The sequence below is a fragment of the Streptomyces sp. NPDC045899 genome, from assembly GCF_056431485.1.
This window is the reverse complement of the sequence record NZ_JBWKKP010000002.1, coordinates 322,689-345,710: the sequence shown is the minus strand read 5'-3', so window position 1 is coordinate 345,710 and position 23,022 is coordinate 322,689. Positions and strand designations below refer to the sequence as shown.

Annotated in this window: 22 protein-coding genes; 16 read left to right on the top strand and 6 right to left on the bottom strand. The window is 72.9% G+C overall.

Annotation, left to right across the window (positions count from 1 at the left end; translation table 11 throughout):
- Nucleotides 1-24 precede the first annotated feature (24 nt).
- The 5 genes from AC07FT_RS04110 (at nt 25) to AC07FT_RS04090 (ending at nt 4,875) form a co-directional block, all read left to right on the top strand.
- Nucleotides 25-1,254 carry a serine hydrolase domain-containing protein gene (locus AC07FT_RS04110; protein ID WP_479173785.1) on the top strand — a complete coding sequence of 410 codons (1,230 nt, stop codon included), beginning with the start codon at nt 25-27 and terminating at the stop codon, nt 1,252-1,254.
- Nucleotides 1,255-1,663: 409 nt separating this feature from the next.
- Nucleotides 1,664-2,608 (top strand): sigma factor-like helix-turn-helix DNA-binding protein, encoded by a 945-nt coding sequence (locus tag AC07FT_RS04105; protein WP_471194454.1) that lies wholly within the window; start codon nt 1,664-1,666, stop codon nt 2,606-2,608.
- Nucleotides 2,609-2,816: 208 nt separating this feature from the next.
- Entirely contained in the window at nt 2,817-3,335 is a 519-nt protein-coding gene (locus AC07FT_RS04100; protein ID WP_479173784.1) for a hypothetical protein, read from the top strand.
- Nucleotides 3,329-3,643, top strand: coding sequence for a hypothetical protein (locus AC07FT_RS04095; RefSeq protein WP_471194448.1), 315 nt, complete (start codon nt 3,329-3,331; stop codon nt 3,641-3,643). The genes AC07FT_RS04100 and AC07FT_RS04095 overlap by 7 nt, the downstream gene beginning before the upstream one ends.
- A gap of 47 nt (nt 3,644-3,690) precedes the next feature.
- A complete protein-coding gene (locus AC07FT_RS04090) occupies nt 3,691-4,875 on the top strand; it encodes an ATP-binding protein (RefSeq protein WP_479173782.1) in 1,185 nt (394 codons plus the stop codon).
- A 60-nt stretch (nt 4,876-4,935) separates the two neighbouring features.
- Here AC07FT_RS04090 and AC07FT_RS04085 read toward each other — a convergent pair whose 3' ends face one another.
- From AC07FT_RS04085 to AC07FT_RS04075, 3 genes are read right to left on the bottom strand one after another with little or no spacing between them, the layout of a single operon-like run.
- Nucleotides 4,936-5,160, bottom strand: coding sequence for a hypothetical protein (locus tag AC07FT_RS04085; protein ID WP_479173781.1), 225 nt, complete (start codon nt 5,158-5,160; stop codon nt 4,936-4,938).
- 55 nt (nt 5,161-5,215) lie between these two features.
- On the bottom strand, nt 5,216-6,109 hold the full coding sequence (locus AC07FT_RS04080; protein ID WP_479173780.1) for an EamA family transporter: 894 nt from the start codon (nt 6,107-6,109) through the stop codon (nt 5,216-5,218).
- Complete coding sequence (locus tag AC07FT_RS04075) at nt 6,106-6,594, bottom strand: YbaK/EbsC family protein (RefSeq protein ID WP_479173778.1); 489 nt, start codon at nt 6,592-6,594, stop codon at nt 6,106-6,108. The genes AC07FT_RS04080 and AC07FT_RS04075 overlap by 4 nt, the downstream gene beginning before the upstream one ends.
- Nucleotides 6,595-6,805: 211 nt before the next feature.
- Between AC07FT_RS04075 and AC07FT_RS04070 the strand changes: the two genes are divergently transcribed.
- A complete protein-coding gene (locus AC07FT_RS04070) occupies nt 6,806-7,744 on the top strand; it encodes a TIGR03564 family F420-dependent LLM class oxidoreductase (protein ID WP_479173968.1) in 939 nt (312 codons plus the stop codon).
- A gap of 64 nt (nt 7,745-7,808) precedes the next feature.
- Entirely contained in the window at nt 7,809-8,204 is a 396-nt protein-coding gene (locus AC07FT_RS04065; protein ID WP_479173777.1) for a cupin domain-containing protein, read from the top strand.
- A gap of 75 nt (nt 8,205-8,279) precedes the next feature.
- Here AC07FT_RS04065 and AC07FT_RS04060 read toward each other — a convergent pair whose 3' ends face one another.
- Nucleotides 8,280-9,914: a penicillin-binding transpeptidase domain-containing protein gene (locus AC07FT_RS04060; protein ID WP_479173775.1), complete on the bottom strand. Its 1,635-nt coding sequence runs from the start codon at nt 9,912-9,914 to the stop codon at nt 8,280-8,282.
- 154 nt (nt 9,915-10,068) lie between these two features.
- Nucleotides 10,069-11,835, bottom strand: coding sequence for a dolichyl-phosphate-mannose--protein mannosyltransferase (locus tag AC07FT_RS04055; protein ID WP_479173773.1), 1,767 nt, complete (start codon nt 11,833-11,835; stop codon nt 10,069-10,071).
- A gap of 102 nt (nt 11,836-11,937) precedes the next feature.
- Here AC07FT_RS04055 and rsmI point away from each other — a divergent pair, with 102 nt between their 5' ends.
- The 9 genes from rsmI (at nt 11,938) to AC07FT_RS04010 (ending at nt 22,681) form a co-directional block, all read left to right on the top strand.
- Nucleotides 11,938-12,813 (top strand): 16S rRNA (cytidine(1402)-2'-O)-methyltransferase, encoded by an 876-nt coding sequence (gene rsmI, locus AC07FT_RS04050; protein ID WP_471194418.1) that lies wholly within the window; start codon nt 11,938-11,940, stop codon nt 12,811-12,813.
- 173 nt (nt 12,814-12,986) lie between these two features.
- A complete protein-coding gene (locus AC07FT_RS04045) occupies nt 12,987-13,445 on the top strand; it encodes a hypothetical protein (protein WP_479173772.1) in 459 nt (152 codons plus the stop codon).
- A gap of 97 nt (nt 13,446-13,542) precedes the next feature.
- A complete protein-coding gene (locus AC07FT_RS04040) occupies nt 13,543-14,463 on the top strand; it encodes a TatD family hydrolase (protein ID WP_479173771.1) in 921 nt (306 codons plus the stop codon).
- Nucleotides 14,464-14,583: 120 nt separating this feature from the next.
- On the top strand, nt 14,584-15,795 hold the full coding sequence (locus tag AC07FT_RS04035) for a ubiquitin-like domain-containing protein (protein ID WP_479173769.1): 1,212 nt from the start codon (nt 14,584-14,586) through the stop codon (nt 15,793-15,795).
- Between the two features lie 94 nt (nt 15,796-15,889).
- On the top strand, nt 15,890-16,759 hold the full coding sequence (gene rsmA, locus AC07FT_RS04030) for a 16S rRNA (adenine(1518)-N(6)/adenine(1519)-N(6))-dimethyltransferase RsmA (RefSeq protein ID WP_479173767.1): 870 nt from the start codon (nt 15,890-15,892) through the stop codon (nt 16,757-16,759).
- A gap of 118 nt (nt 16,760-16,877) precedes the next feature.
- Nucleotides 16,878-17,804 carry a 4-(cytidine 5'-diphospho)-2-C-methyl-D-erythritol kinase gene (locus AC07FT_RS04025; protein ID WP_479173765.1) on the top strand — a complete coding sequence of 309 codons (927 nt, stop codon included), beginning with the start codon at nt 16,878-16,880 and terminating at the stop codon, nt 17,802-17,804.
- A 61-nt stretch (nt 17,805-17,865) separates the two neighbouring features.
- Entirely contained in the window at nt 17,866-19,683 is a 1,818-nt protein-coding gene (locus AC07FT_RS04020; protein WP_479173764.1) for an ABC-F family ATP-binding cassette domain-containing protein, read from the top strand.
- A 264-nt stretch (nt 19,684-19,947) separates the two neighbouring features.
- Nucleotides 19,948-21,738 carry a hypothetical protein gene (locus tag AC07FT_RS04015; RefSeq protein ID WP_479173762.1) on the top strand — a complete coding sequence of 597 codons (1,791 nt, stop codon included), beginning with the start codon at nt 19,948-19,950 and terminating at the stop codon, nt 21,736-21,738.
- A 256-nt stretch (nt 21,739-21,994) separates the two neighbouring features.
- Nucleotides 21,995-22,681 (top strand): response regulator transcription factor, encoded by a 687-nt coding sequence (locus AC07FT_RS04010; RefSeq protein ID WP_479173760.1) that lies wholly within the window; start codon nt 21,995-21,997, stop codon nt 22,679-22,681.
- Between the two features lie 10 nt (nt 22,682-22,691).
- Here the strand turns inward: AC07FT_RS04010 and AC07FT_RS04005 are convergent, their stop codons facing one another.
- The gene (locus AC07FT_RS04005; RefSeq protein ID WP_479173759.1) at nt 22,692-23,015 is read right to left on the bottom strand and encodes a hypothetical protein; all 324 of its coding nucleotides are present in this window, start codon (nt 23,013-23,015) and stop codon (nt 22,692-22,694) included.
- Nucleotides 23,016-23,022: the final 7 nt, after the last annotated feature.

The following is a 23,022-nucleotide window of genomic DNA, read 5'->3' as shown; positions in this document are numbered from 1 at the left end:
GTCGGCAGGGCAGGAGTCGGATCAGTGGTGGACGTCCAGGGCACGGTGGCCGACGGTTTCGAACCGGTCCGGGACGCTTTCGCCGAGAACTTCGCCCGCCGCGGTGAGCGCGGCGCGGCCGTGGTGCTCTACCGGGAGGGCGAGAAGGTCGTCGACCTGTGGGGCGGTGTCCGGTACGCGGACGACCCGGCCGACGGCACCGGGGAGGACGGCACCGCGGAGCCGTGGACCCGGCACACCGCGCAGGTCGTCCGGTCCGTCACCAAGGGCGTCGCCGCCGCGGTGCCGCTGCTGCTCCACCAGCGCGGTCAGCTCGACCTGGACGGGCGGGTCGGCACCTACTGGCCGGAGTTCAAGGTGAACGGCAAGGAGCGGGTGCTGGTACGGCATCTGCTGGGCCACCGGACCGGGATACCGGTGCTCGACACCCCGCTGACCCCGGACGAGGCGGTGGACGGGACATCCGGTCCGCGGGCCGTCGCCGCCCAGCGTCCCGTGTGGGAACCCGGCACCGACCACGGCTACCACGCCCAGACCTACAGCTGGCTGATGAGCGAGCTGGTGCGCCGGGTGACCGGACGGACCATCGGACGCTGGATCGCCGAGGAGATCAGCGGTCCCCTCGGCCTCGACCTGTGGCTCGGACTCCCCGCGGAGCAGCGCGCCCGCGTCGGCCGGATCGCGTCCGTCGAGGCGCCCGCGGGTCCCGCCGCCCAGGGGCTGCGGCTGCGTCCCAAGAGGTCGGTGACCGAGGCGTACCAGGACCCGGAGTCGCTGACGCGGCGGGCGTTCGCCGCGATCACCCCGCTGCCGGACGAGAACGACCCGGCGTACCTCGCCGCCGAACTGCCCGCCTCGGGCGGGGTGGCCACCGCCGACGCGCTGGCCCGCTTCTACGCGGCGCTGATCGGGCCGCTGCCCTCGGCCCGCACCGCCCGCGCGGGGGGACGGCTCTTCGCCCCGGCGACCCTGACCCTGGCCCGTACCGAGGAGTCGGCGGGGCCGGACCGGGTGCTGGTGGTCGGTACCCGCTTCGGGCTCGGCTACATGCTGCACGGACCGGCGTCCCCGCTGCTCGGGCCCGGTTCCTTCGGCCATCCGGGCCGCGGTGGCTCGCTCGCCTTCGCCGACCCCGGGGCCCGGATCGGCTTCGGCTACGTCACCAACGGGATGCAGCGCGGGGTCACCGCGGATCCGCGGGCGCAGGCGCTGGTACGCGCGGTGCGGACGTCCCTGGCGGCCCGGGAGGGGTAGGGCGTGTCCGCACGCACGGCCCCCGGCGTGAACTCCGTTCGTTCGCACGCCCCTTGAATGCCTCCATGCGCCCTCAGATATCCGCGCCGGTCACCTGATCAAGGGCCAAGGGTCCCTATTGCGCCTTCCCCGGTCTGCCCAGACTGGGAGGTCTTCCGGCAGGGCAATGCCCCTGGCATGAGAACGGACGCCGTGGGCAACGGCGCCGCCCTGCCGGAGGCCGGGGGACGACGGGGGAACCAGGTGGAGCGTACGGAGACGGCCGGCGGCCGTGCGCGGACGAGCGGCGCGCGCTCCACCACCCCCCGTGGCACGGCGGACTTCCGCCCGCGCACCGTGCCGATCCCTGTCCCGCGCGGCGCGGGCACGGAACACGGCACACCCATGTGCCGGAACAGGGGGGATCGGCATGAGGGACGGCACTGCGGAGCACGGTGGCGGACCGCCGCTCCAGGTGGCGGTGGTCGAGGACCACGAGATGACCCGGCGGGGTCTGGTCGCCGCGCTCGACGCGGACCCACGGCTGACGGTGGTGAGCGACGTTCCCTCGGTGGAGCGGCTGACCGTCAGCGGCGCCGAGTACGACGTGTGCGTGGCCGATCTGCGGGGCGTCGGCACCGCCGAGCGGTTCACCGAACTGGTGCGGCGCTCGGACGTGGTGGTGTGCACCGCCTCCGAGCAGTGGCGGCAGCGGGTCGCGCCGTGGGTGTGCGGGGCGCGCGCGGTGTTCGGCAAGACGGTGAGCGCGGTCGTGCTGGCCAATGCCGTATGGGATGCCCGCCACCATCCGCACTGGCTCAAACCGCATCTGGCCTCCGCGCTGGAGGCGGCCGTGCGCGAGTGCGGCCTCACCGTGGAGCCCTATCTCGCCGATGTGCTGGCCCGCACCGCCCGCGGCGGGCGGGTGGCCTGGATCCTGGACGAACTGGACGTCACCGAGGAGCGCTACCGCGAGGACCTCCATCTGCTGCGCACCCGCTGCGCCGCGGCCGGGCTCGGCCGGCTCACCCTGCCGGACGTACCGGACCCGGCGGCACCCGGCCAACCGGCCATGGCCCATGAGCCGGTGGTGTTCTCCAGCTGGGCGGCCGGGCTGAGCGACGGAATGGTCAGGGCGCTGGAGTGGTACGCGGACGGCTACTCCTACGAGGAGACCGCCGCCCAGCTCGATGTGAAGGTCTCGACCGTCCGCACCCAGATCGAACGGGCCATGACGGTCTGCGGCATCCGCTCCAAGCCCGCCGACGTCCGCATGATGTTCGCGATGTACGTCTGCTCCCGGCACAGCAAGCCGGATCTGCTGCTGCGCAGGCTCAGCGCGCTGGGCGCCCATCCGCCGCGGCGCGGGGTCTAGGCCCCATCCACGAGGTCGCGGGCCCGGCGGGACTTCGCGGACACGCCCTGGGAGGCCGCTGTCGGATTCTGTCGTCACGGGAGACGACACCGGCCGCCGGAATTCCCCGCACCGGCGTGGGACGCGGAGTGACACCCCCGGCGCGGAGGATCGGAGGCGGGCCCTCGAGGGGAGAGCGAGGGCCCGCCATCCGAGAAACGGAGAAGCCATGTCCGAACACCGCGCAGCGCGGGACGGGGCGACGTCCGACCGTCTGCTGGGCACCGCCGACACCATGCTCCGCCGGATCGAATCCCTCATCAAATGGGGCGACCGCATCAGCGAGGCCAGGGACGAACTCAACGCCAAGCGCCCGCCGCTGCGTGATGTCCTCGGCTACGCCGACGTGGTCGACTTCCTGGTCACCAACCATTCCCAGGCGCCCGGCGCGACGGCCGGCGCGGTCCTCCGCCGCCGCACGGGCGATGAGTTCCTCGTCCAGACCTTCTTCCTGGACGCGGAGGGCACCCCGCTGGGCGACGGCCGCGGCGAGAGCGACGGCCACCGCGAGGACCGGCGGAACCGCGAGCACCGGCGGGGCCGGAGCCGCGACGGCGGTGGCGACGGCGGGACCGGCACGCCCGCCCCGGTCTGGATCTGCCGGGCCCGGAGGCTGGACGACGAACTGTCCGACGCCTTCGGGGACACCGATCTCATCGTCTTCGGAGAGGCTGCACCGTCATGCTGAGTCTGCTGGCCATGGTCCTCGTCGCGCTCGGCGGCCTGGGCGCCGTCGCGGTGGTCTACGTCGTCATGGTGACCATCGAATTCCTCACCGACTGGTTCCGCGCCCGTGGCGAGCGGCTCCAGACCGACCCCGACCTGCGCGCCATCACCGTCGCCGAGGACATCCGCAACGGCAACGTCACCTATATCCAGGGCCTGTTCGACACCTCCCTGGAGAAGTTCGTCGACAGCCGCCGCGTCGAGGGCAAACAGGCCGACGAGCGGGTACGCCGCGCCCACGCCGCCCACCAGGTCGCCGTATGGGGATGACCCGCCGAGCCGCCATCCGCGCCGCCACCCAGGGAGGAGAGAGCCCGGTGAAGAGCCATGGACGGACCGGGGCCCGCGCCACCGCGGCCACCGAACACCCCGGGGCACACACGGCGGGGGCCGTCCGCCACTCCTTCGCGGTCAGCGGTATCCCCCGGAGCGCCGACGCCGTCGAGGCGGGGCTGCTGCGAACCCGGCTGATCGCCGCCGCCAAGGCGTTCAGCGTCAGCCACGGGCCGCGCCCGCTCACCGTGACCCTCACCAACCGCCCCCGGCCGGCGGACGAGCGGATACCGGACGCGGCGGACCCGGTGCCCGGCCCGGACGAACCGTCGACGGCCGAACGGGCCCGGTGGTTCACCGCGACCGCCCCGCTGTACACCTTCGAACGCCTGGTGCTGCCCGAAGGGACCCTGGACCAGTTGCTGCGCGCGGTGCACACCGTGGAGCGGCGCGGGGTGCTGTTCGACGACTGGGGGCTGCGGAGCATCCAGCCGCACCCCAGCTCGGCGGTGAACCTCGAAGGCGGGCCAGGCACCGGTAAGACCCTCGCCGCGCACGCCATCGCCGACCGGCTGGGCCGCCCCGTGATCGCGGCCCGGGGCTCGCAGTTGGAGAGCAAGTTCCACGGGGAGGGTCCGAAGAACCTCGCGGCGCTCTTCCACGCCGCCCGTGAGCAGGGCGCGGTGCTCTTCCTCGACGAGGCGGACTCACTGATGTCCGCGCGGTTCGAGACCACGAGCCACGGCTCGGAGACCGCGGTGAACGCCATGCGCAGCGAGATGCTCACCGCGCTGGACAGCCATGAGGGGCTGGTGGTGTTCGCCACCAACCTGGTGACCGCGTATGACACCGCGTTCGACAGCAGGGTGTGGCATGTCCGGTTCCCCAACCCGGATCGGGCGGCCCGCACCGAGATCTGGCGGCGCCACCTCCCCGAGGCCCTGCCCCGGGACGACACCGTCTCACCCGAGGCCCTGGCCGAGGTCGACGACGTCACCGGGCGGGACATCTGCCGCGCGGTGATCGACGCGGCGGCGGAGGTGCTGCGCACCGGGCGGAACCGGGTCGGGCAGCGGGATCTGCTCGACGCCGTGGAGCGCATCAAGGCGGGACGGCCCCGCCGTGGGGAACCCACCGCGCCATCCGCTCCGGCACCCACCCCGGTACCCGCGCCACCCGGTGTCGCCGAAGCCGTCGCGAACGCCGTGCCGTCACCCCGCGAGGGGTGACCCGCCCCAGCCGTCCCCGCCCGGCCGTGCCCCCGGGCGGGGGCCCTTCCGCGTACGGCGTCAGCCCTTGACCCCCAGGGTCGCCACGTCATAGCCGCCGGAGTACGCGTCACTGGTGTGCACATTGGTGAGCCGGGTGCCGCGCCAGCTGTAGCCCCGCTGGAAGAGGAGCGGTACGTAGGCGGCGTCGTCGACCAGCGCTTTGACGATCGCCGTGCTCCACGCGTTGTCGCTGATCAGCAGGAGCATCTCGGCGACCGCTCCCATATGCCCCGGTGCGGGCACCGGCTGGACCGGCTCCACCCGGGCGCCGCGGTGTGTCGCGGGCCGTCGCGAGGGGTCAACCGGCGTGCAGCATCAGGCCGATGCCCGCCACCATCAGCCCGGCCGCCACGATCCTCGGGGCGCCGAACCGCTCCTTGAAGAAGAGCGCGCCGATCGCCGCGCCCACGATGATCGACGACTCGCGGAGCGCCGCGATCGGGGCCAGCGGCGCCCGTGTCTGCGCCCACAGCACCAGGCCGTACGCGAAGACCGACAGCACCCCGCCGAGCAGCCCGCGCAGCGCGACCGGGCGCAGCTGCCCGATCAGCGCGCGGCGGCGGACCGCCAGGGCGTACACCGGGACGGCGAAGCCCTCCAGGATCATCAGCCAGGCGATATAGCCCATCGAGCTGCCGGAGGCGCGCACACCGAGGCCGTCGATCACCGTGTACGCGGCGATGGACAGACCGGTGGCGACCGCCGCGGTGAGCGCCAGCCAGGGCCGTCCGCCGTTCGCCGTGGAGCCGTTCGCCGTGGCGTCGGCAGCGGCCCGACGGCCGCCCCGGACGCCCCACAGCGCCACGCCCAGCAGCCCCGCCGAGGCGAGCGCGATCCCCGTCGCCTGCCAGGCGTCCGGGGTCTCGCCGACGAAGACCGCGGCCAGCACGGTCACCACCAGGGGCGCGGTGCCACGTGCGATGGGATACATCTGGCCGAAGTCACCGAGGTGGAACGACCGCATCAGCAGGACGTAGTAGATGACGTGCACCACCGCGGAGGCCAGCAGATACGGCCAGGCGGCGGCGTCCGGCACCGGGGTGAAGGCGGCCATCGCAAGGCCGCACACCGCCCCGCCGCCGCCGACCAGGGTGAAGGCGAGCAGCTGGTCGCGTATGCCGTGCGCGATGGCGTTCCAACTGGCGTGGGTGATGGCCGCGATGAGCACCGCGACCGCGACGAGCGGGGTCACGCGGTGCGCTCGCGCACGTCCGCCACGGTGGCTCCGGCGTGGGTGACCAACTCGGCCGGGGGCAGCGGGAACACCGTGTGCGGGGTGCCCGCGGCGGCCCACACCACCGGGTGGCCGAGCAGTCCGCGGTCGGCCAGCACCCGGGTGCGCACCCGGTGGCCGAAGGGCGGCACCCCGCCGATGGCGTAGCCCGTGGTCTCCCGGACCACCGACGGGTCGGCGCGCCGGACGGATCCGGCGCCGAGCTCCTCGCGCACCCGCTCGACGTCGACCCGTGAGGCGCCGTCCACCAGCACCAGCACCGGTGTGCCGTCGGCCTCGAAGACCAGGGACTTCACGATCTGGCTGAGTTCGCAGCCGAGCGCCGCGGCGGCCTGGGCCGCGGTGCGGACCGCGTCGGGGAAGGCCCGCACCTCCACCTCCAGGCCGAGTTCGCGCAAGGCGTCGGCGAACCGTGGATGAGCTGCGGAATCCGGAATGGCCATGGCCTTGACGCTATCGGGGCGCCGCTGAGCCACGCGAGGGCATTTCCCCGGTACCGGAATGAGGTCCGGACCCGCCGGGTTAGCGGTTTCACGCGCTTGGAGGCGGCTCGTCCGTACGCCGCGCACCAGCGGGACGTCAGCAATGTCACAAGACCCGGAAGCTCTACATCACCCTGAAAGACCGATAACGCCCTGAAGAGGAGATATGCGGATGTTGCTGGGTATCGCCCTGCCCGCCGGTGACGACCACACCGGCAATCTGGTCACCGAACTGCTCGGTCAGGTCCAGGAGGCCGCCGCGGCCGGGATCGGCGCGGTGTGGTTCGCCCAGCGCCAGGACGTCGACGCGGTGACGCTGGCCGCGCTCGCCGGTCAGGCCGTCCCCGGGATCCGGACCGGCACCAGTGTGGTGCCGGTCTACCCCCGGCATCCGATCACCCTCGCCGCGCAGGCGCGCACCGCCCAGGCGGCCTCCGCCGGACGGTTCCAGCTCGGCCTGGGGCTCTCCGGCAAGAGCTTCGTGGAGGAGAGCTTCGGGGTCCCCTTCGACCGGCCCATCCGGCACCTGCGCGAGTACCTCACGGTGCTGGGCGGTCTGCTGCGCGAGGGCGCGGCCGACTTCGTCGGCGAGACCCTGCGCGCCCGCACCGTCTACGGCCCGGTCTCCGTGGCGGGAGCGGAGGCGCCCCCGGTCCTGGTCGCCGCGATGGGCCCGCAGGCGCTGCGCGCCACCGGGGAACTGGCCGACGGTACGGTGCCCTTCCTCGCCGCGCCCCGGGCGCTGGCGGACTACGTCATGCCCACCATCGGCGCCGCGGCACGGGCGGCCGGGAGGCCCGCCCCGCGGGTGGTCGCCATGGTCCCCGCGCTGGTCACGGTCGATACGGACGCGGTACGGCGGCGGGCCCGCGAACAGTTCGCCTTCTACGAGGGCATCCCGTCCTACCGCGAGATCCTGGACCGCGCGGGGGTGGAACGGGCCGGGGACGTCATGGCGATCGGCGACGAGGAGACCGTGGCGGCCGAGCTCCGCCGCCACATCGAGGCGGGCGCCACCGAGCTGATCGTCTCCCAGACCGGTATGGGCACCGCGGAGGACCGGCGGCGCACCTGGCGGCTGCTGGGCGAACTGTCCGCCGGGAGCCGCTAGGCCCCGTCCGGGACGCGCACCGGCGTTCAAGACGGCGTCCGGACCCGCCGCGGAGGATCGGGGCATGGACCTTGCACCCGTCAACCTCACCGAGGCGCTGGCCTCCTTCGACGACGTCTACAGCCCCCGCGTCGTGGGCCGGATCAACGACTACGACATCCGGATCGCCCACACCCGGGGCGAACACATCTGGCACGTCCACGACGACACCGACGAGTTCTTCCTCGTCCTCGACGGCCGCTTCGACATCGCGCTGAGGGACGCCGACGGCACCGAGACCACCGTCGTCCTGCGGCGCGGCGACACCTTCACCGTCCCCCGGGGCACCGAGCACAAGCCGTCCTCTCCCGGGGCCTCGATCCTCATGGTCGAGCCCTCCGGCACGCGGACGACCGGGGACCGCCACGAGGGCGGGATCCCGACCCATGTGGACAGCACCACGGGCCACCCGCTCAGCTGACCGGCAGCCAGAAGGGCCGGGCGGACGCGGAGTTCCCGCGCCCGCCCGGCCCCCTTTGCCCGTCCGGGTCCGCCGTCAGCCCGCGCGCAGCACCGAGGCCACGATCGGGCCCGCGGTGTCACCGCCGTGGCCGCCCTCGGGGACCACACCGGCCGCGGCCAGGTCACCGCGGTAGGCGGTGAACCAGCCGTTGGGCTGCTTCTGGCCGTCGACCTCGGCCGAACCGGTCTTGGCGCCGAAGTCGCCGCTCATCCCGGACATGGCCTCCGCGGCGGTGCCGGAGGTGGCGGTCAGGTGCATCAGCTTGCGCAGCTGCTCGCGGGTGCCCGGCTTCATGGTGCGCGGGGCCTTGGCCAGCGTCCGGTCGTCCAGCGACGGCGCGACCAGGTACGGCTGGCGGAAGACACCGGTGGAGGCGGTGGCCGAGACCGACGCCATGTTGAGCGGGTTCATCCGCACCCCGCCCTGGCCGATCAGCGAGGCGGCCTTGGAGGCCGCGGACTGCACCGGCACCGCGCCGTCGAAGGAGGGCACGCCCGTCTGCCAGTTGAGGCCGATGCCGAAGACGTCCCGGGCCTCCTTGGTGAGGTCGTCGTCCTTCAGCTTCGCGGCCTGGCTGATGAAGGCGGTGTTGCAGGAGCGGGCGAAGCTCTGCTCGAAGGTGCCGCCCTTGATCTCGAACTTGTCGTCGTTCTGGAACTTCCAGCCGCCGTACGAGGAGTACTTGGGGCACGGGTGCGCCTTGCCGTACGCGGCCAGACCCTTGTCGATCAGGGTGGCCGAGGTGATGACCTTCATCGTGGAGCCGGGTGCGTAGGAGCCCTGGAGGGCCGCGTTGAAGCCGTTCGCGGGGGAGTTGGCCACCGCCAGTATCTCCCCGGTGCTGGGCTTCACGGCGACCACCGACGCCTTGGCACGCTTGCTCACCGCCCGCTCGGCGGTGCGCTGGAGCCCCGCGTCGATCGTGGTGCGCAGGGTGCCGGGGGTGCCCTTGGAGAGCACCTTCAGCGTCTCGTCGGGGGACTTGGACCCCTTGGCGCGGGCGATCCAGGTCTCGACCCCGGCCGTGCCGCCCGCCTTCTTGCCGTAGCGCTCGCGCAGTCCGGCGAGGACGGTCTTCAGCGTCGGGTGGTCCTCGGCGCTCAGCTCCGCGCCGTCGCGGTCCACGGCCTTGATCGGCGGGGCGTCGGCCTCACCGGTCCTCAGGGTGTCACCGGCGCGCAGCTTGGGGTGCACCACCGACGGCTTCCAGTCGACGACGGCCTTGCCCGAGCCGGTGTCGCGGGTGACCGTGAGCGAGGAGGCGTAGGTCAGCGGGACCTGGCGGCCGCCGTAGGAGATCCGGGCGTTCACCGAGAACGGCACGGTCCGGCCGCTCGGCTTCCCCGGCTCCAGCGCCACCTTGCCGACATGGGCCTTCTTCCGGTACCCGGTGAGTGCCGTGGTGGCCGCCTCGGTGTCATCGGTGAGCGCCGCGGCCTTCGCCGCCGATCCGGACGACCACGCCGCGAGGAACTCCCTGGCGGTGGTCCTGACCTCGGCCGCGCTGGGCGGGCCGGTCTTCGCGCTCTTCAGGGAGTTGTTGTCGCCCCCGGCGTTCGCGCCGTTCTTCCCTCCCGACGTGTCGTCCCCACCCCCGCCGCAACCGGCCGTACCGATCATGGCGGCGAACAGCGCACCGGCGATCGCGGCTCTCGCGCCACTCCGCATTGCAGACCCCCACAGTCCTCGAATTCCCCCACCAGTCCGATGGAGGCCGTGGTGGAGGCACTCTACCGGCATCCCCGACGGGGTCCGCCGCCACCGCCGGAGCCCCCGTCCGGGGGCCCGGAAGCCCGGCGGACGGCGGGTTCCGGGGCCCGGTTCAGATCCAGGAGTCCAGCCACATCCGCGCCCGCCAGGCGTCGATCGGAAGGGTCTGGCCGGTGTAGAGCGGGAAGAAGTAGATGAAGTTCCAGATGATGAGCAGGATCAGCGCTCCGGAGCCGACGGTGCCCACCACCCGCCGGGTCTCCGAGGCCCCCGGCGGCCCCAGCATCGCGCCGATCATCATCGCCACCGCCAGGCACAGGAACGGCACGAAGACCACGGCGTAGAAGGAGAAGATCGTGCGGTCCGGGTAGAGGAACCACGGCAGATAGCCCGCCGCCACCCCGCACAGGATCGCGCCCGCCCGCCAGTCGCGCCGCAGCGCCCAGCGGTACAGCAGGTACACCAGCGCGAAGCAGGCCGCCCACCACAGCAGCGGGGTGCCGATGGCCAGGACCTCGCGGGCGCACTTCTCGGTGGTGCCGGAGGGGCAGCCCGCCTCGCCCGGTTTGGGCGACTCGTAGAAGTAGGAGACCGGACGGCCCTGGACCAGCCAGCTCCAGGGCTGGGACTGGTAGACGTGCTTCGAGTCCAGGTCCACGTGGAACTGGTAGACCTCGGTCTCGTAGTGCCACAGGCTGCGCAGCGGGTTGAGCAGCCAGGAGAACGCCCCGCCGCTGCTGTAGCCGCCGTCGGTCTCGGCCCAGTGGCGGAAGTAGCCGCTGTCCCGCCAGCCGGTGCGCTTGCTGTACGAACCGGCGGTCGCGAACCAGCCGGACCAGGAGACGATGTAGGTGACCAGCGCGACCGGCACCGTGGACAGGAACGCCCAGCCCAGATCGCGCCGGAGCACCGCCCGGTAGGGGCTGCTGACCCCCGCCAGACGGCGTGCGCCCACGTCCCACAGGACGGTCATCAGCCCGAAGGCGGCCAGCACGTAGAGCCCGCTCCACTTGGTGCCGATGGCCAGGCCCACCATCACCGCGGCCGCGATCCGCCAGGGCCGCGGGCCCAGCTTCAGGCTCCAGGCGACCGCCGGGTCCGGCCGGGCCGTACCGTCCTCACGGGTCGGCAGCGCCGCGGCGAGCCGGGCCCGCGCATGGTCCCGGTCCACCAGCAGACAGCCGAAGGCGGCCAGCACGAAGAACATCAGCACCAGGTCGAGCAGGGCGGTGCGGCTCATCACGTAGTGCAGTCCGTCCACCGCGAGCAGCGCGCCCGCCAGACAGCCGAGGAACGTCGAGCGGAACAGCCGCCGTCCGATCCGGCACAGCATCAGCACCGACAGCGTGCCGAGCAGCGCGACCACGAACCGCCAGCCGTACGGGTTCAGCCCGAAGATCTGCTCGCCGATGCCGATGACCCACTTGCCGACCGGCGGGTGGACCACGTACGCGGCGGCGTCGCCGAGCGGGATGTGCTGCGGGGTGCCGAGGATCTGCTCGTTGGCGTTCTTCGGCCAGGTGCCCTCGTAGCCGAACTCCCAGAGTGACCAGGCGTCCTTGGCGTAGTACGTCTCGTCGAATATGACGTTGTCCGGGCTGCCCAGCCGCCAGAAGCGGACCAGCCCGGCGCAGAGCGCGACGAGCAGCGGTCCGGCCCAGCCCGACCAGCGGGCGATCCGGGCCGCCGCGGTGGGGGTCGCACCGAGCGTCTCCCACAGCCGGGCGCCCTGCTGCGGGTACGGCGGGACCAGCCGCTCGCGTACGTCGGACCGGGGCCGGCCCGCGTAGCCGAAGCGGCGCAGCCGGCGCTGCCAGGCCGGGGGGTGCTGGCCGGCGGCGTGGCCCGGCTGCGCGTGGGTCGCGGTGTCACTGCTCACCGGGCCATCGTAAGGAAGCGGACTGTGACTGGCGTCCACTTGCGGTGGGCCGGGCTGTCGTCACCGTCACGGCGGCGCGGCGCGGCTGCGAGGATGGTGGGCGTGACTGGAACGCTCGTACTGGCAGGGACCCCCATCGGCGACACCGCGGACGCGCCGCCGCGGCTGGCGGCCGAGCTCGCCGCGGCCGATGTGGTGGCCGCCGAGGACACCCGGCGGCTGCGCCGTCTCACCCAGGCGCTGGAGGTCACGCCCGGCGGCCGGGTGGTGTCCTATTTCGAGGGCAATGAGTCGGCCCGTACGCCCGAGCTGGTCGAGGCGCTCATGGGCGGCGCCCGGGTGCTGCTGGTCACCGACGCCGGGATGCCCTCGGTCTCCGACCCCGGCTACCGGCTGGTCGCCGCCGCCGTGGAGCACGGCATCAAGGTCACCGCGGTGCCCGGGCCGTCCGCGGTGCTCACCGCGCTGGCGCTCTCCGGGCTGCCGGTGGACCGCTTCTGCTTCGAGGGCTTCCTGCCGCGCAAGGCGGGGGAGCGGCTGGGGCGGCTGCGCGAGGTCGAGGCCGAGCGCCGCACGCTGGTGTACTTCGAGGCCCCGCACCGGCTGGACGACACTCTGGCCGCCATGGCCGAGGTGTTCGGCGCCGACCGGCGTGCCGCGGTCTGCCGGGAGCTGACCAAGACCTATGAGGAGGTCCGGCGCGGCCCGCTCGGGGAGCTGGCCGCCTGGGCGGCCGAAGGGGTGCGCGGCGAGATCACCGTGGTGGTGGAAGGGGCCGCCGAACCCGGGCCGGAGGACGCCGGTCCCGAGGAGCTGGCCCGGCGGGTCGCGGTGCGCGAGGAGGCGGGGGAGCGCCGCAAGGAGGCCATCGCGGCGGTCGCCCAGGCGGCGGGTGTGCCCAAACGGGAGGTCTTCGACGCCGTCGTGGCGGCAAAGAACGCGGCAGGAAACGGGCCACGCGAAGGTAAAGGGCGGTAGGGATAGGCAAAGGCGGGGTCAGCCGCCGGGGCCTTTCGCAAAGGCGGTCGCCAAAACTGCCTCAAACTCGGGGAACAGCTGCTGCGGTATCGCGCGGAAAGGCGTCCACTGGTGGGGACGGCGCGGGCGGGGCCATCCCGGATCCCTTGTCCCGCGCGACAAGAGGAGCTGCCATGAGCGATATAGCGGGAACCCCGAGCGGTGTCCGGCCGACGGCCCGTCTCCCTCTCGGCCCGGCGGTCGGCGAAGTGGCCCACGAGGCGTATGCCTTCGCCTGTATGAAGTGCGGGCACGGCTGGGAGCGGTCGTACGACATCGAGCACCATGTGGACGGTGAGGGCCGCGCCTTCGTCGTGTACTTCACGGACGGGACGCGCGTCCGGTCCCCGCTCACGAGCCCCGACTGCGTCAACTGCGGTGGCCATCTGGTGCGCATCATGCGGGCGGGCCAGGTCGCGTCGGCGCTGGAGGGTGCGCGGCGCGGGCGGCGGCGCACCGTCCTGGGGGCGTCGGCGGCGCAGGGCAGCGGCATGACGGGGGACACGGCGGGGGACGAGGACGGCGCCAGGCGCCGCAGGCATCACTGGCACCTCTCGGATCTGCTGCACCCGTTTCAGCACCACCGCACCTGAGAACCGGGCCGTCCGGCACCGATGAGCCCGATGCGGAACACCTGAGCGGCCGGACGCGATTCACCGCGCATTCACCGGCATTCATAGAATCGCCGTCATGGCGAAAACAGGACCGGCACCCGGCGGCAGCGAGAAGGCGAACGGAGCGCGAAAGGAAAAGGACGCGCCCCCGCCGCTGCCCGAACCGCTGCGGGTGCCGGTGGCCGACTCCCACACCCATCTGGACATGCAGACCGGCACGGTCGAGGAGGCGCTCGCCAAGGCGGCGTCCGTCGGGGTGACCACCGTCGTCCAGGTGGGCTGTGATGTCGCCGGGTCCCGCTGGGCGGCGGAGACCGCCGCCGCCCACGAGAGCGTGTGGGCGACCGTCGCCCTGCACCCCAACGAGGCGCCCCGGATCGTGCTGGGCGACCCGGACGGCTGGTCCCGCCAGGGCGCGCGGCAGCCCGGCGGCCAGGCGGCGCTGGACGCCGCCCTCGCCGAGATAGACACGCTGGCCGCACTGGACCAGGTGCGCGGGGTCGGCGAGACCGGCCTGGACCACTTCCGCACCGGCCCCGAGGGCATGGCCGCCCAGGAGTACTCCTTCCGACGCCACATCGGCATCGCCAAGGACCACGGCAAGGCGCTGGTCATCCATGACCGCGACGCCCATGACGACGTGTTGCGGATCCTGGCGGAGGAGGGTACGCCCGAGAACGTCGTCTTCCACTGCTACTCGGGTGACGCCGCCATGGCCGAGGTGTGCGCCGAACGGGGCTATTACCTGTCCTTCGCGGGCAACATGACGTTCAAGAACGCCCAGCCGCTCCGCGACGCCCTCGCCGTCGCGCCCCTCGACCGGGTCCTGGTCGAGACGGACGCGCCCTTCCTGACCCCCGCCCCGTACCGCGGACGGCCCAACGCTCCGTATTTGATTCCGATCACCCTGCGGGCCATGGCCGAGGTCAAGGGAGTCCCCGAGGACGAGCTCGCGGCCGCCGTAGCAGCCAATACGGCCCGCGCCTTCGGTTACTGACGCCGGACGCCGGACGCACGGCGTCACGACACAGCGTGACGCCGTGACTTTGGAGAGTGACGATCACCCGCTACAGTCCCGGACCCATACGCCCCATCCCCGGACGTGTGGAGTGTGGTCGTGAGCCGAACGCAGGACAGCCACCCCGTCCCGGGCGGACGCGCCGTCGCGCGCCGTGCCGCCCGGCGCAAACGCACAGCCGCCCGGACCGATCCCATGCGACGGCTGCTGCCCCAGGCACTCGTCGTCGCCGCTCTGGCCGGAGGCACCTCCGCCTTCGTGGCCCATGACAAGGCGGTGCACCTCACCGTGGACGGTGAGCAGCGCACCCTGCACACCTTCGCCGACGACGTCGGCGAACTGCTGGCCGAGGAGAAGGTGCGGGTGGGCCGTCACGACATCGTGGCCCCCGCCCCCGGCCAGAGCCTCAAGGACGGTGACGAGGTGGCCGTGCGCTACGGCCGCCCGGTCGCCCTCACCCTCGACGGCCGACGCCGCGAGGTGTGGACCACCGCCGGTACCGTCGACGGCGCGCTGAACCAGCTCGGGGTGCGCGCCGACGGCGCCTTCCTCTCCGCCTCGCGCTCCGCCGGGATCTCCCGGCGCGGACTGGCCCTGGACGTCCGCACCGAGCGCACCGTCACTTTCACGGCCGACGGACGCGAGCACACCGTGCGCACCAACGTCGCGACGGTGGGCGAGGCGCTCGACGACGCCGGGATCACCCTGCGCCGCCACGACACCACCTCTGCGCCCGAGGGCAGCTTCCCGCGCGACGGCCAGACCGTGAAGGTGACGCGGATCACCCGCGACAAGGAGGTCCGTCACAAGCCGCTGGCCTTCACCACCGTCCGGCGCGCGGACCCCACGGTGCCCAGGGGCACCGAGATCGTCGAACGCCAGGGACGGCCGGGCTCGGTGCGCACCACCTACCGGGTGCTCACGGTCGACGGTGTCCGCGAGCGGCCGCACAAGCTGAGCTCGGAGGTGGTCAAGGAGCCGGTGCCCAAGGTCGTGCGGGTGGGCACCCGGGCGGCTCCGCCCCCGGCGACGCCCCCCGGTGGTGGCGGTGCCGGTGGCGGTGGTGGCGGCGACGGGCTCAACTGGAACGCGGTGGCGCGCTGCGAGTCCGGCGGCCGGGCCGACGCGGTGGACCCCAGCGGCCGCTACGGCGGGCTCTACCAGATGGACCGGCAGACCTGGCGCTCGGTCGGCGGCAGCGGCAATCCGCAGGACGCGCCCGCCTCCGAACAGACCCAGCGGGCCAAGAAGCTGTATGTGCAGCGCGGTGCCAGCCCCTGGCCGAACTGCGGCAGCAACCTGCACCGGTGAGCCACCCGGGGGCACCCCGCCCGCCCGGGGTGCCCCCGGCCCCTCCCGCCGGAGCCCGGACCGGCCCGCCGCAAAGTCGGCCTAGACTTCCCCGGTGAGCTCCACCGACCCCGATGTCCTGCTCGGCCCCGCCGACGTCCGCGCGCTCGCGGCCCGGCTCGGCGTACGCCCCACCAAGCAGCGCGGCCAGAACTTCGTCATCGACGCCAACACAGTCCGCCGGATCGTGCGCACCGCCGGTGTCCGGCCCGACGACGTGGTCGTCGAGATCGGCCCCGGACTGGGCTCGCTGACCCTCGCCCTGCTGGAGGCCGCCGACCGGGTCACCGCCGTGGAGATCGACGACGTACTGGCCGCGGCCCTGCCCGCCACCGTCGAGGCCCGGCTGCCCGGCCGTGCCGACCGGTTCGAGCTGGTGCACCAGGACGCGCTGCGGGTCACCGAGCTCCCCGGGCCCGCCCCGACCGCGCTGGTCGCCAACCTCCCGTACAACGTCGCCGTGCCGGTGCTGCTCCATATGCTCGCCGGTTTCCCGAGCATCGAGCGGACGCTCGTCATGGTGCAGTCCGAGGTCGCCGACCGGCTCGCCGCGGCCCCGGGGTCCAAGGTCTACGGCGTGCCCTCGGTGAAGGCCGCCTGGTACGCCCGGGTCAAGCGCGCGGGCGCGATCGGGCGCACTGTGTTCTGGCCCGCGCCCAACGTGGACTCCGGACTGGTCTCCCTGGAGCGGCGTACCGAACCGGTCCGCACCACCGCCTCCCGGGAACAGGTCTTCGCGGTCGTGGACGCCGCCTTCGCACAGCGCCGCAAGACGCTGCGGGCGGCACTCGCGGGCTGGGCCGGTTCGGCCGCCGCGGCCGAGGCTGCGCTCACGGCCGCCGGGATCTCGCCCCAGGCCCGCGGGGAGGCGCTCACCGTGGAGGACTTCGCGGCCATCGCCGAGCACGGACCGGCCGGCGGCTGACCGTCTCCTCGCCGGGCCCCGGCGAGGGCCGCCCCGCGGCCGCGGGACAATGGCCACCGGTACCACCGCACCACACAGCACAGCCCCGCACCGCAGCGCCCCGAGGAGCCCCGCACCCGTGATCCGCCCCGTGACCGCCCGCGTCCCCGCGAAGGTCAATGTCCAGCTCGCGGTCGGCGGCCTGCGCCCCGACGGCTTCCACGACCTGGCCAACGTCTTCCTCGCGGTGGGCCTCTACGACGAGGTCACCGCCACCCCCGCGGACACGCTGCGGATCACCGTCGCGGGCGCCGACGCCCACCAGGTGCCCCAAAACCACGACAACCTGGCCGCCCGCGCGGCGCTCGCCCTCGCCGCGCGGCACGGCGTCGACCCCGCCGTCCACCTCCACATCGCCAAGGACATCCCGGTCGCCGGTGGCATGGCGGGCGGCAGCGCGGACGCGGCCGGGGCGCTGGTCGCGTGTGACGCGTTGTGGGGCACCGGCGCCACCCGTGAGGAGCTGCTGGAGATCTGCGCCGAGCTGGGCAGCGACGTCCCGTTCAGCCTGGTCGGCGGCGCGGCGCTGGGCCGGGGCCGGGGTGAGCTGCTCGAACCCCTGGAGACCGGCGCTGCCTTCCACTGGGTGTTCGCGGTCGCCGACGGCGGTCTGTCCACCCCCGCCGTCTACCGCGAGTGCGACCGGCTCCGCGAGGCGTCCGGCACCGGCGCCACCGTCGCGGACATCCCCGACCCCGAGCCCTCCCCGGCGCTCCTGGAGGCCCTGCGCACCGGGGACCCGGCGGCGCTCGCCGCCGCGGTCACCAACGACCTCCAGCCCGCAGCCCTCTCCCTGCGCCCCTCGCTCGCCGGGACGCTGCGCGCCGGGGCGGATGCCGGAGCGCTCGCCCCGCTGGTCTCCGGCTCCGGCCCGACCTGCGCCTTCCTGGCCAAGGACGCCGAGGCCGCCCGGACCGTGGCCGCCGCGCTGGCCGCCTCCGGCACCTGCCGCGCGGTGCGGACGGCCTCCGGTCCGGCGCCCGGTGCGACGCTGCTGACCGGCTGAGCGGGCGGTCGGCCGCGGCGACTAGGCTGGGACGTCGATCGATCCGCGCAACAGGAGTGTGATGGCCACCAACCTGGTCAACGTCGAAGCCGTCGGCAAGGTGTACGGCACCCGTGCACTGCTCGACGGCATCTCCCTCGGAGTCAACGAGGGCGACCGGATCGGCGTCGTCGGCCGCAACGGCGACGGCAAGACCACTCTCATCCGGATCCTCGCCAAGCTGGAGTCCGCCGACACCGGCCGGGTCACCCACTCCGGGGGCCTGCGGCTGGGGGTGCTCACCCAGCACGACTCGCTCGACCCCGCGGCCACCGTCCGCCACGAGGTGATCGGCGATCTCGCCGATCACGAGTGGGCGGGCGACGCCCGGATCCGGGACGTGCTCACCGGGCTCTTCGGCGGGCTGGACCTGCCCGCCTTCCCGCAGGGGCTCGACACCGTCATCGCTCCGCTCTCCGGCGGTGAGCGCCGCAGGATCGCGCTGGCCAAACTCCTCATCGCCGAACAGGACCTGATCGTCCTGGACGAGCCCACCAACCACCTCGACGTCGAGGGCATCTCCTGGCTGGCCGCCCATCTGCGGGCGCGCCGCTCGGCGTTGGTGGTCGTCACCCACGACCGCTGGTTCCTCGACCAGGTCTGCACCCGGATGTGGGACGTCCAGCGCGGTGTGGTCCACGAGTACGAGGGCGGCTACAGCGACTACGTCTTCGCCCGCGCCGAGCGGGAGCGCATCGCCGCGACCGAGGAGGCCAAGCGGCAGAACCTGATGCGCAAGGAGCTGGCCTGGCTGCGCCGCGGCGCCCCGGCCCGCACCAGCAAACCGCGCTTCCGGATCGAGGCGGCCAACGCGCTGATCGCCGACGTGCCGCCGCCGCGCGACAGCGCCGAGCTGATGAAGTTCGCCAACTCCCGTCTCGGCAAGACCGTTTTCGAGCTGGAGGACGTGACCGTCACCGCCGGGCCCAAGACGCTGCTGCGCCATCTCACCTGGCAGTTGGGGCCGGGCGACCGGATCGGTCTGGTGGGCGTGAACGGCGCGGGCAAGACCTCGCTGCTGCGCGCCCTGGCCGAGGCGGCGCGTACCGAGGGCGAGTCCCAGCCCGAGGCGGGCCGGATCAGCGTCGGCAAGACCGTCAAACTGGCCTATCTGTCCCAGGAAGTGGCGGAACTGGACCCGGACTGGCGGGTCCTGGAGGCCGTCGAGCAGATCCGGCAGCGGGTGGACCTCGGCAAGGGCCGGGAGATGACCGCCTCCCAGCTGTGCGAGAAGTTCGGGTTCACCAAGGAGAAGCAGTGGACCCCGGTCGGCGATCTGTCCGGCGGTGAGCGCCGCCGCCTCCAGATCCTGCGGCTGCTGATGGACGAGCCCAATGTGCTCTTCCTCGACGAGCCCACCAACGACCTGGACATCGAGACCCTGACCCAGCTGGAGGACCTGCTCGACGGCTGGCCCGGTTCGCTGGTGGTCATCAGCCACGACCGGTACTTCATCGAGCGCACCACCGACCGGGTGCTGGCACTGCTCGGCGACGCCGCCCTGCGGATGCTGCCGCGCGGTGTGGACGAGTACCTGGAGCGGCGGCAGCGCGTCCAGGCCGAGGCGGCCGCGGCCGCTCCCGCCCGGCAGAAGGCCGCCGAACAGCCCGCGGACGGCCGTCCGTCCGCCGCCGAGCAGCGCGCCGCCAAGAAGGAGCTCCAGCGGATCGAGCGGCGGCTGGACCGGGTCAGCGAGCAGGAGTCCGCCCTCCACGACCAGATCGCCCAGAACGCCACGGACTTCACCAAGGTGGCGGAACTCGACGCCCAGTTGCGGGAGCTGGCCAGGGAGCGCGAGGACCTGGAGACCCGCTGGCTGGAGCTGGCCGACGACAGCTGATCCGGCGGGCCGTCCGTTACCTGACACGGCGCCCGCCGTGTGACGCTTGCCGGCAACAGTCGCGTCACAGGCCGGTCTCAGCTGTTCGATGAGGCGGAGACCGGACCGGAGCGTGTCGGCGCCGGGTGATACAAAGAACTCCCGCCTGCCTGCCGTTCACTGGCGGATCTCATGTCCGATTCGCTCCTTCCTGGGGGACTTCGACCTCCAGGATCGCGGGGGAGGCCGATCGGACGATGGGTCCCCGCGCAAGAAGGAATCCGCATGTCACAGCCGCCTCCGCCGCCGAACCAGCCGCCGCAGGGCGGCTTTGGCGCGCCGCAGGATCCTGGTTACGGCTATCCGCAGCAGCCGCCCGCCCCGCCCCAGCAGGGGCCGGGCCAGCCGCCGCAGGGTCCGCCTCCGCCTCCGCCGGTGACCCCGCCGGCCGCGCCGCAGACGCCCCCGCAGGGCGCCGGTGGCTACGGCTACCCGGGGCAGTCGGTGCACGCCCAGCCGACCCAGGTGGGCATGCCCTCGCCGTTCCCGTCCGGTCAGCAGCAGTACGGCTACCCGCCCCAGGGGCAGTACCAGTACCCCGGCGCCGCGGCGCCGGGCCCCGGTGGCGGCGGTTCCCCCCAGTCCAAGCAGCGCATGATGATCATCGTGGCGGCCGTGGTCGCGGTCGCGCTGGTCATCGGCGGCGGCATCTGGTTCGCCACCAAGGACAAGGGCGGCAGCGAGGCCAAGGACGACGACAAGAAGAGCAGCCAGGGCAGTTCGAGCGGCAATGACGGCGGCTCCTCCGGCGGCTTCGAGAAGAAGCCCGCCCCGGAGACGGCCTCGGGCAAGCTGCTCGACAAGATCCCGATGCCCAAGGTCAAGGACCAGGTCACGGTCTACGGCAGCTGGGTGACCGACGATGTCTACGCGAAGGTCGGCGTCTACAAGATCGCCGGTTATCCGCTGGACGGCGGCAGCCCGAAGTGGGAGATACCGCTCTCCGGTGAGATCTGCTGGGCCTCCGCCCATGTCACCGAGGACGGACTGACCTCGGTGGTCTACAAGGACGCCAAGCCCTCCAAGGAGCGGAAGTACGGCGGCGACTGCACCCAGGTCGGACTGGTCGACCTCAAGCAGGGCAAGCTGCGCTGGCACAAGCAGCTCGACGGCGACTACTCCAAGATGCGCTTCGACGAGGTGACCATCGGCGGCGGCACCGTGGCCGCGGGCGGCAGCAGGGGTGGTGCCGCCTGGTCCCTCGACGGCAAGCAGCTGTGGAAGCCCAAGGAGGACGACGAGTGCCGCGACAACGGCTACGCGGGCGGCGGGGACAAGCTGGTCGCGGTGCGCAAGTGCGGTGACTACGGCAACGAGCAGATCACGGTCCAGACGCTGAACCCGAAGTCGGGCGCGGTGAAGTCGAGCTACAAGGTCTCCCGGGGCCTGGACTACGTGCACATCGCCTCCACCGACCCGCTGGTGATCGGGCTGGACGCGGGCGGCGACACCGGCAGCAGCGTCTCCGACTTCCTGACGATCGACGACAGCGGCAAGACCGGCAAGGTCGTGAGCAAGACCAGCACCGAGAACGGCAAGTACGAACCCAAGTGCGAGTCGACCAACGTCGAGGGCTGCAAGCGGATCGGCATCAGCAAGGCGACGAACAGCCTCTTCATGGCGACGGAGGACCGCAGTTTCAGCTCCGAAGGTCCCCGTAACGAGATCGTCGCCTTCAGCCTGAAGACGGGCAAGCCGATCGGGAAGACCGAGGGCGTCACCGCCGCCACCCTGACGCCGCTCGGCACCGACAAGGACGGCTATGTGATCGCCTACCAGGACGGCGGTTACTCCCGCGGCGGCGCCGTGTGGCGGATCGACCCGAAGTCGTACGAGAAGAGCAAGCTGCTCCAGAACGACAACTCGACCGCCGAGGCCGAGTCGGACTTCAGCGCCGAGTTCTCGGAGCTCCTCTTCGACGGCAAGCGGCTCTTCATGGCCGACCGCTACGCCAGCAAGCCGTCGGGCCAGTACGACAAGGACGACCCGCTGGCGGTCATCTTCGGCGCGAGCTGACCCCGGCCCCGCCCACACCTCCGGCGGCCCCGCCCGTACCCCGGTACGGGCGGGGCCGCCGTTGTGCGCTCCGGCTCATGAACCGTCGTCTTCGATCGGCCGGACCGCTCGCATCGGTCGGTTTCGGACGTCGATCGGATGTCAAGTAGGCGCGAATGGCCTGGATTTCGGCATTCCGGGGGGCTTCTTCCCGGTAGGGGGCGCGCGACGTCGAACAAGCGTGTAGCTTCCCCCGTGGGCGAAATGGGGGGAGCTCATGGGCGTGCGACTCATGGTGGTCGACGATCACCGTCTGCTCGCGGAGGCGCTCGCCTCGGCGTTGAAGCTGCGCGGGCACCGGGTGCTCGCCGCGGCCGCGCCGAGCGCGGGGGCGGCCGATCTGGTGGTGAGCCGGGCACCGGAGGTGTGTCTGCTGGGCACCGCGACACCGGCCGAGCCGGGGGTCTTCGATCCGGTCGTGCGGATCAAGAAGGAACGGCCGCAGATCGCGGTGGTGGTGCTCGGCCCGGTGCCGAGTCCGCGCGGCATAGCGGCCGCGTTCGCGGCCGGGGCGTCCGGCTATGTGCGCCACGACGAGCGGGTCGAGGGCGTGGAGCGCGCCATGATGAAGGCGCGGGCCGGAGAGGCCGCCGTGGCACCGCAGTTGCTCCAGGGAGCCTTCGCGGAGCTGCTCAACCCCGCGGCCCAGCCCGACGACGAGGGCGCCCGGCTGCTGCGGATGCTCACCCCGCGCGAGGTGGAGGTGCTGGTGCGGGTCGCGGAGGGCGAGGACACCCGGCTGATCGCGGCCGGCATGGGGATCGCGCCCAGCACCGCCCGCACCCATGTGCAGCGGGTGCTGATGAAGCTGGGCGTCGGGTCGCGGCTGGAGGCCGCCGCGCTCGCGGCGCGCACCGGACTGCTGGAGCGGGCGGCGGCGCACCGCGCGTCGCCGCCCGCCTAGGCCCTGTCCGTCAGACCGTCTCGTCCCCGGGCCGGGCCGGACCCGACGACGGTCCGGGGGCGGGCTCCGGGGTGGTCGCGGGCCGCAGCCACATCCAGACCAGGAACAGCACCCCGACGATGAGCATCGCCAGCCCCGTCCACAGGTTGATGTTGATGTTCTGGGCCTTCTTCAGGTCCGCGTCGGAGGCGGTGATCCCGGCGATCGTCACGATGATCCCGTAGACCACGAACAGTCCGCCGATGAGCCGCCGGACGTCGAACAGCCGGGCCGCGGTCGCCGACTTCTCCGCGAGTTCCTCGACCTGGTGCTGGTACTCGTACTCGTCACTCATGGCGCGA

Excerpts from the sequence above, each read along its gene's own strand:
- AC07FT_RS04010 (WP_479173760.1), top strand. The coding sequence starts at position 21,995 with ATGGGCGTGCGACTCATGGTGGTCGACGATCACCGTCTGCTCGCGGAG.
- AC07FT_RS04045 (WP_479173772.1), top strand. The coding sequence starts at position 12,987 with ATGAGCGATATAGCGGGAACCCCGAGCGGTGTCCGGCCGACGGCCCGT.
- AC07FT_RS04015 (WP_479173762.1), top strand. The coding sequence starts at position 19,948 with ATGTCACAGCCGCCTCCGCCGCCGAACCAGCCGCCGCAGGGCGGCTTT.
- AC07FT_RS04060 (WP_479173775.1), bottom strand. The coding sequence starts at position 9,914 with ATGCGGAGTGGCGCGAGAGCCGCGATCGCCGGTGCGCTGTTCGCCGCC.
- AC07FT_RS04100 (WP_479173784.1), top strand. The coding sequence starts at position 2,817 with ATGTCCGAACACCGCGCAGCGCGGGACGGGGCGACGTCCGACCGTCTG.
- AC07FT_RS04005 (WP_479173759.1), bottom strand. The coding sequence starts at position 23,015 with ATGAGTGACGAGTACGAGTACCAGCACCAGGTCGAGGAACTCGCGGAG.
- AC07FT_RS04040 (WP_479173771.1), top strand. The coding sequence starts at position 13,543 with ATGGCGAAAACAGGACCGGCACCCGGCGGCAGCGAGAAGGCGAACGGA.
- AC07FT_RS04065 (WP_479173777.1), top strand. The coding sequence starts at position 7,809 with ATGGACCTTGCACCCGTCAACCTCACCGAGGCGCTGGCCTCCTTCGAC.
- AC07FT_RS04075 (WP_479173778.1), bottom strand. The coding sequence starts at position 6,594 with ATGGCCATTCCGGATTCCGCAGCTCATCCACGGTTCGCCGACGCCTTG.
- AC07FT_RS04020 (WP_479173764.1), top strand. The coding sequence starts at position 17,866 with ATGGCCACCAACCTGGTCAACGTCGAAGCCGTCGGCAAGGTGTACGGC.
- AC07FT_RS04105 (WP_471194454.1), top strand. The coding sequence starts at position 1,664 with ATGAGGGACGGCACTGCGGAGCACGGTGGCGGACCGCCGCTCCAGGTG.
- AC07FT_RS04095 (WP_471194448.1), top strand. The coding sequence starts at position 3,329 with ATGCTGAGTCTGCTGGCCATGGTCCTCGTCGCGCTCGGCGGCCTGGGC.
- AC07FT_RS04070 (WP_479173968.1), top strand. The coding sequence starts at position 6,806 with ATGTTGCTGGGTATCGCCCTGCCCGCCGGTGACGACCACACCGGCAAT.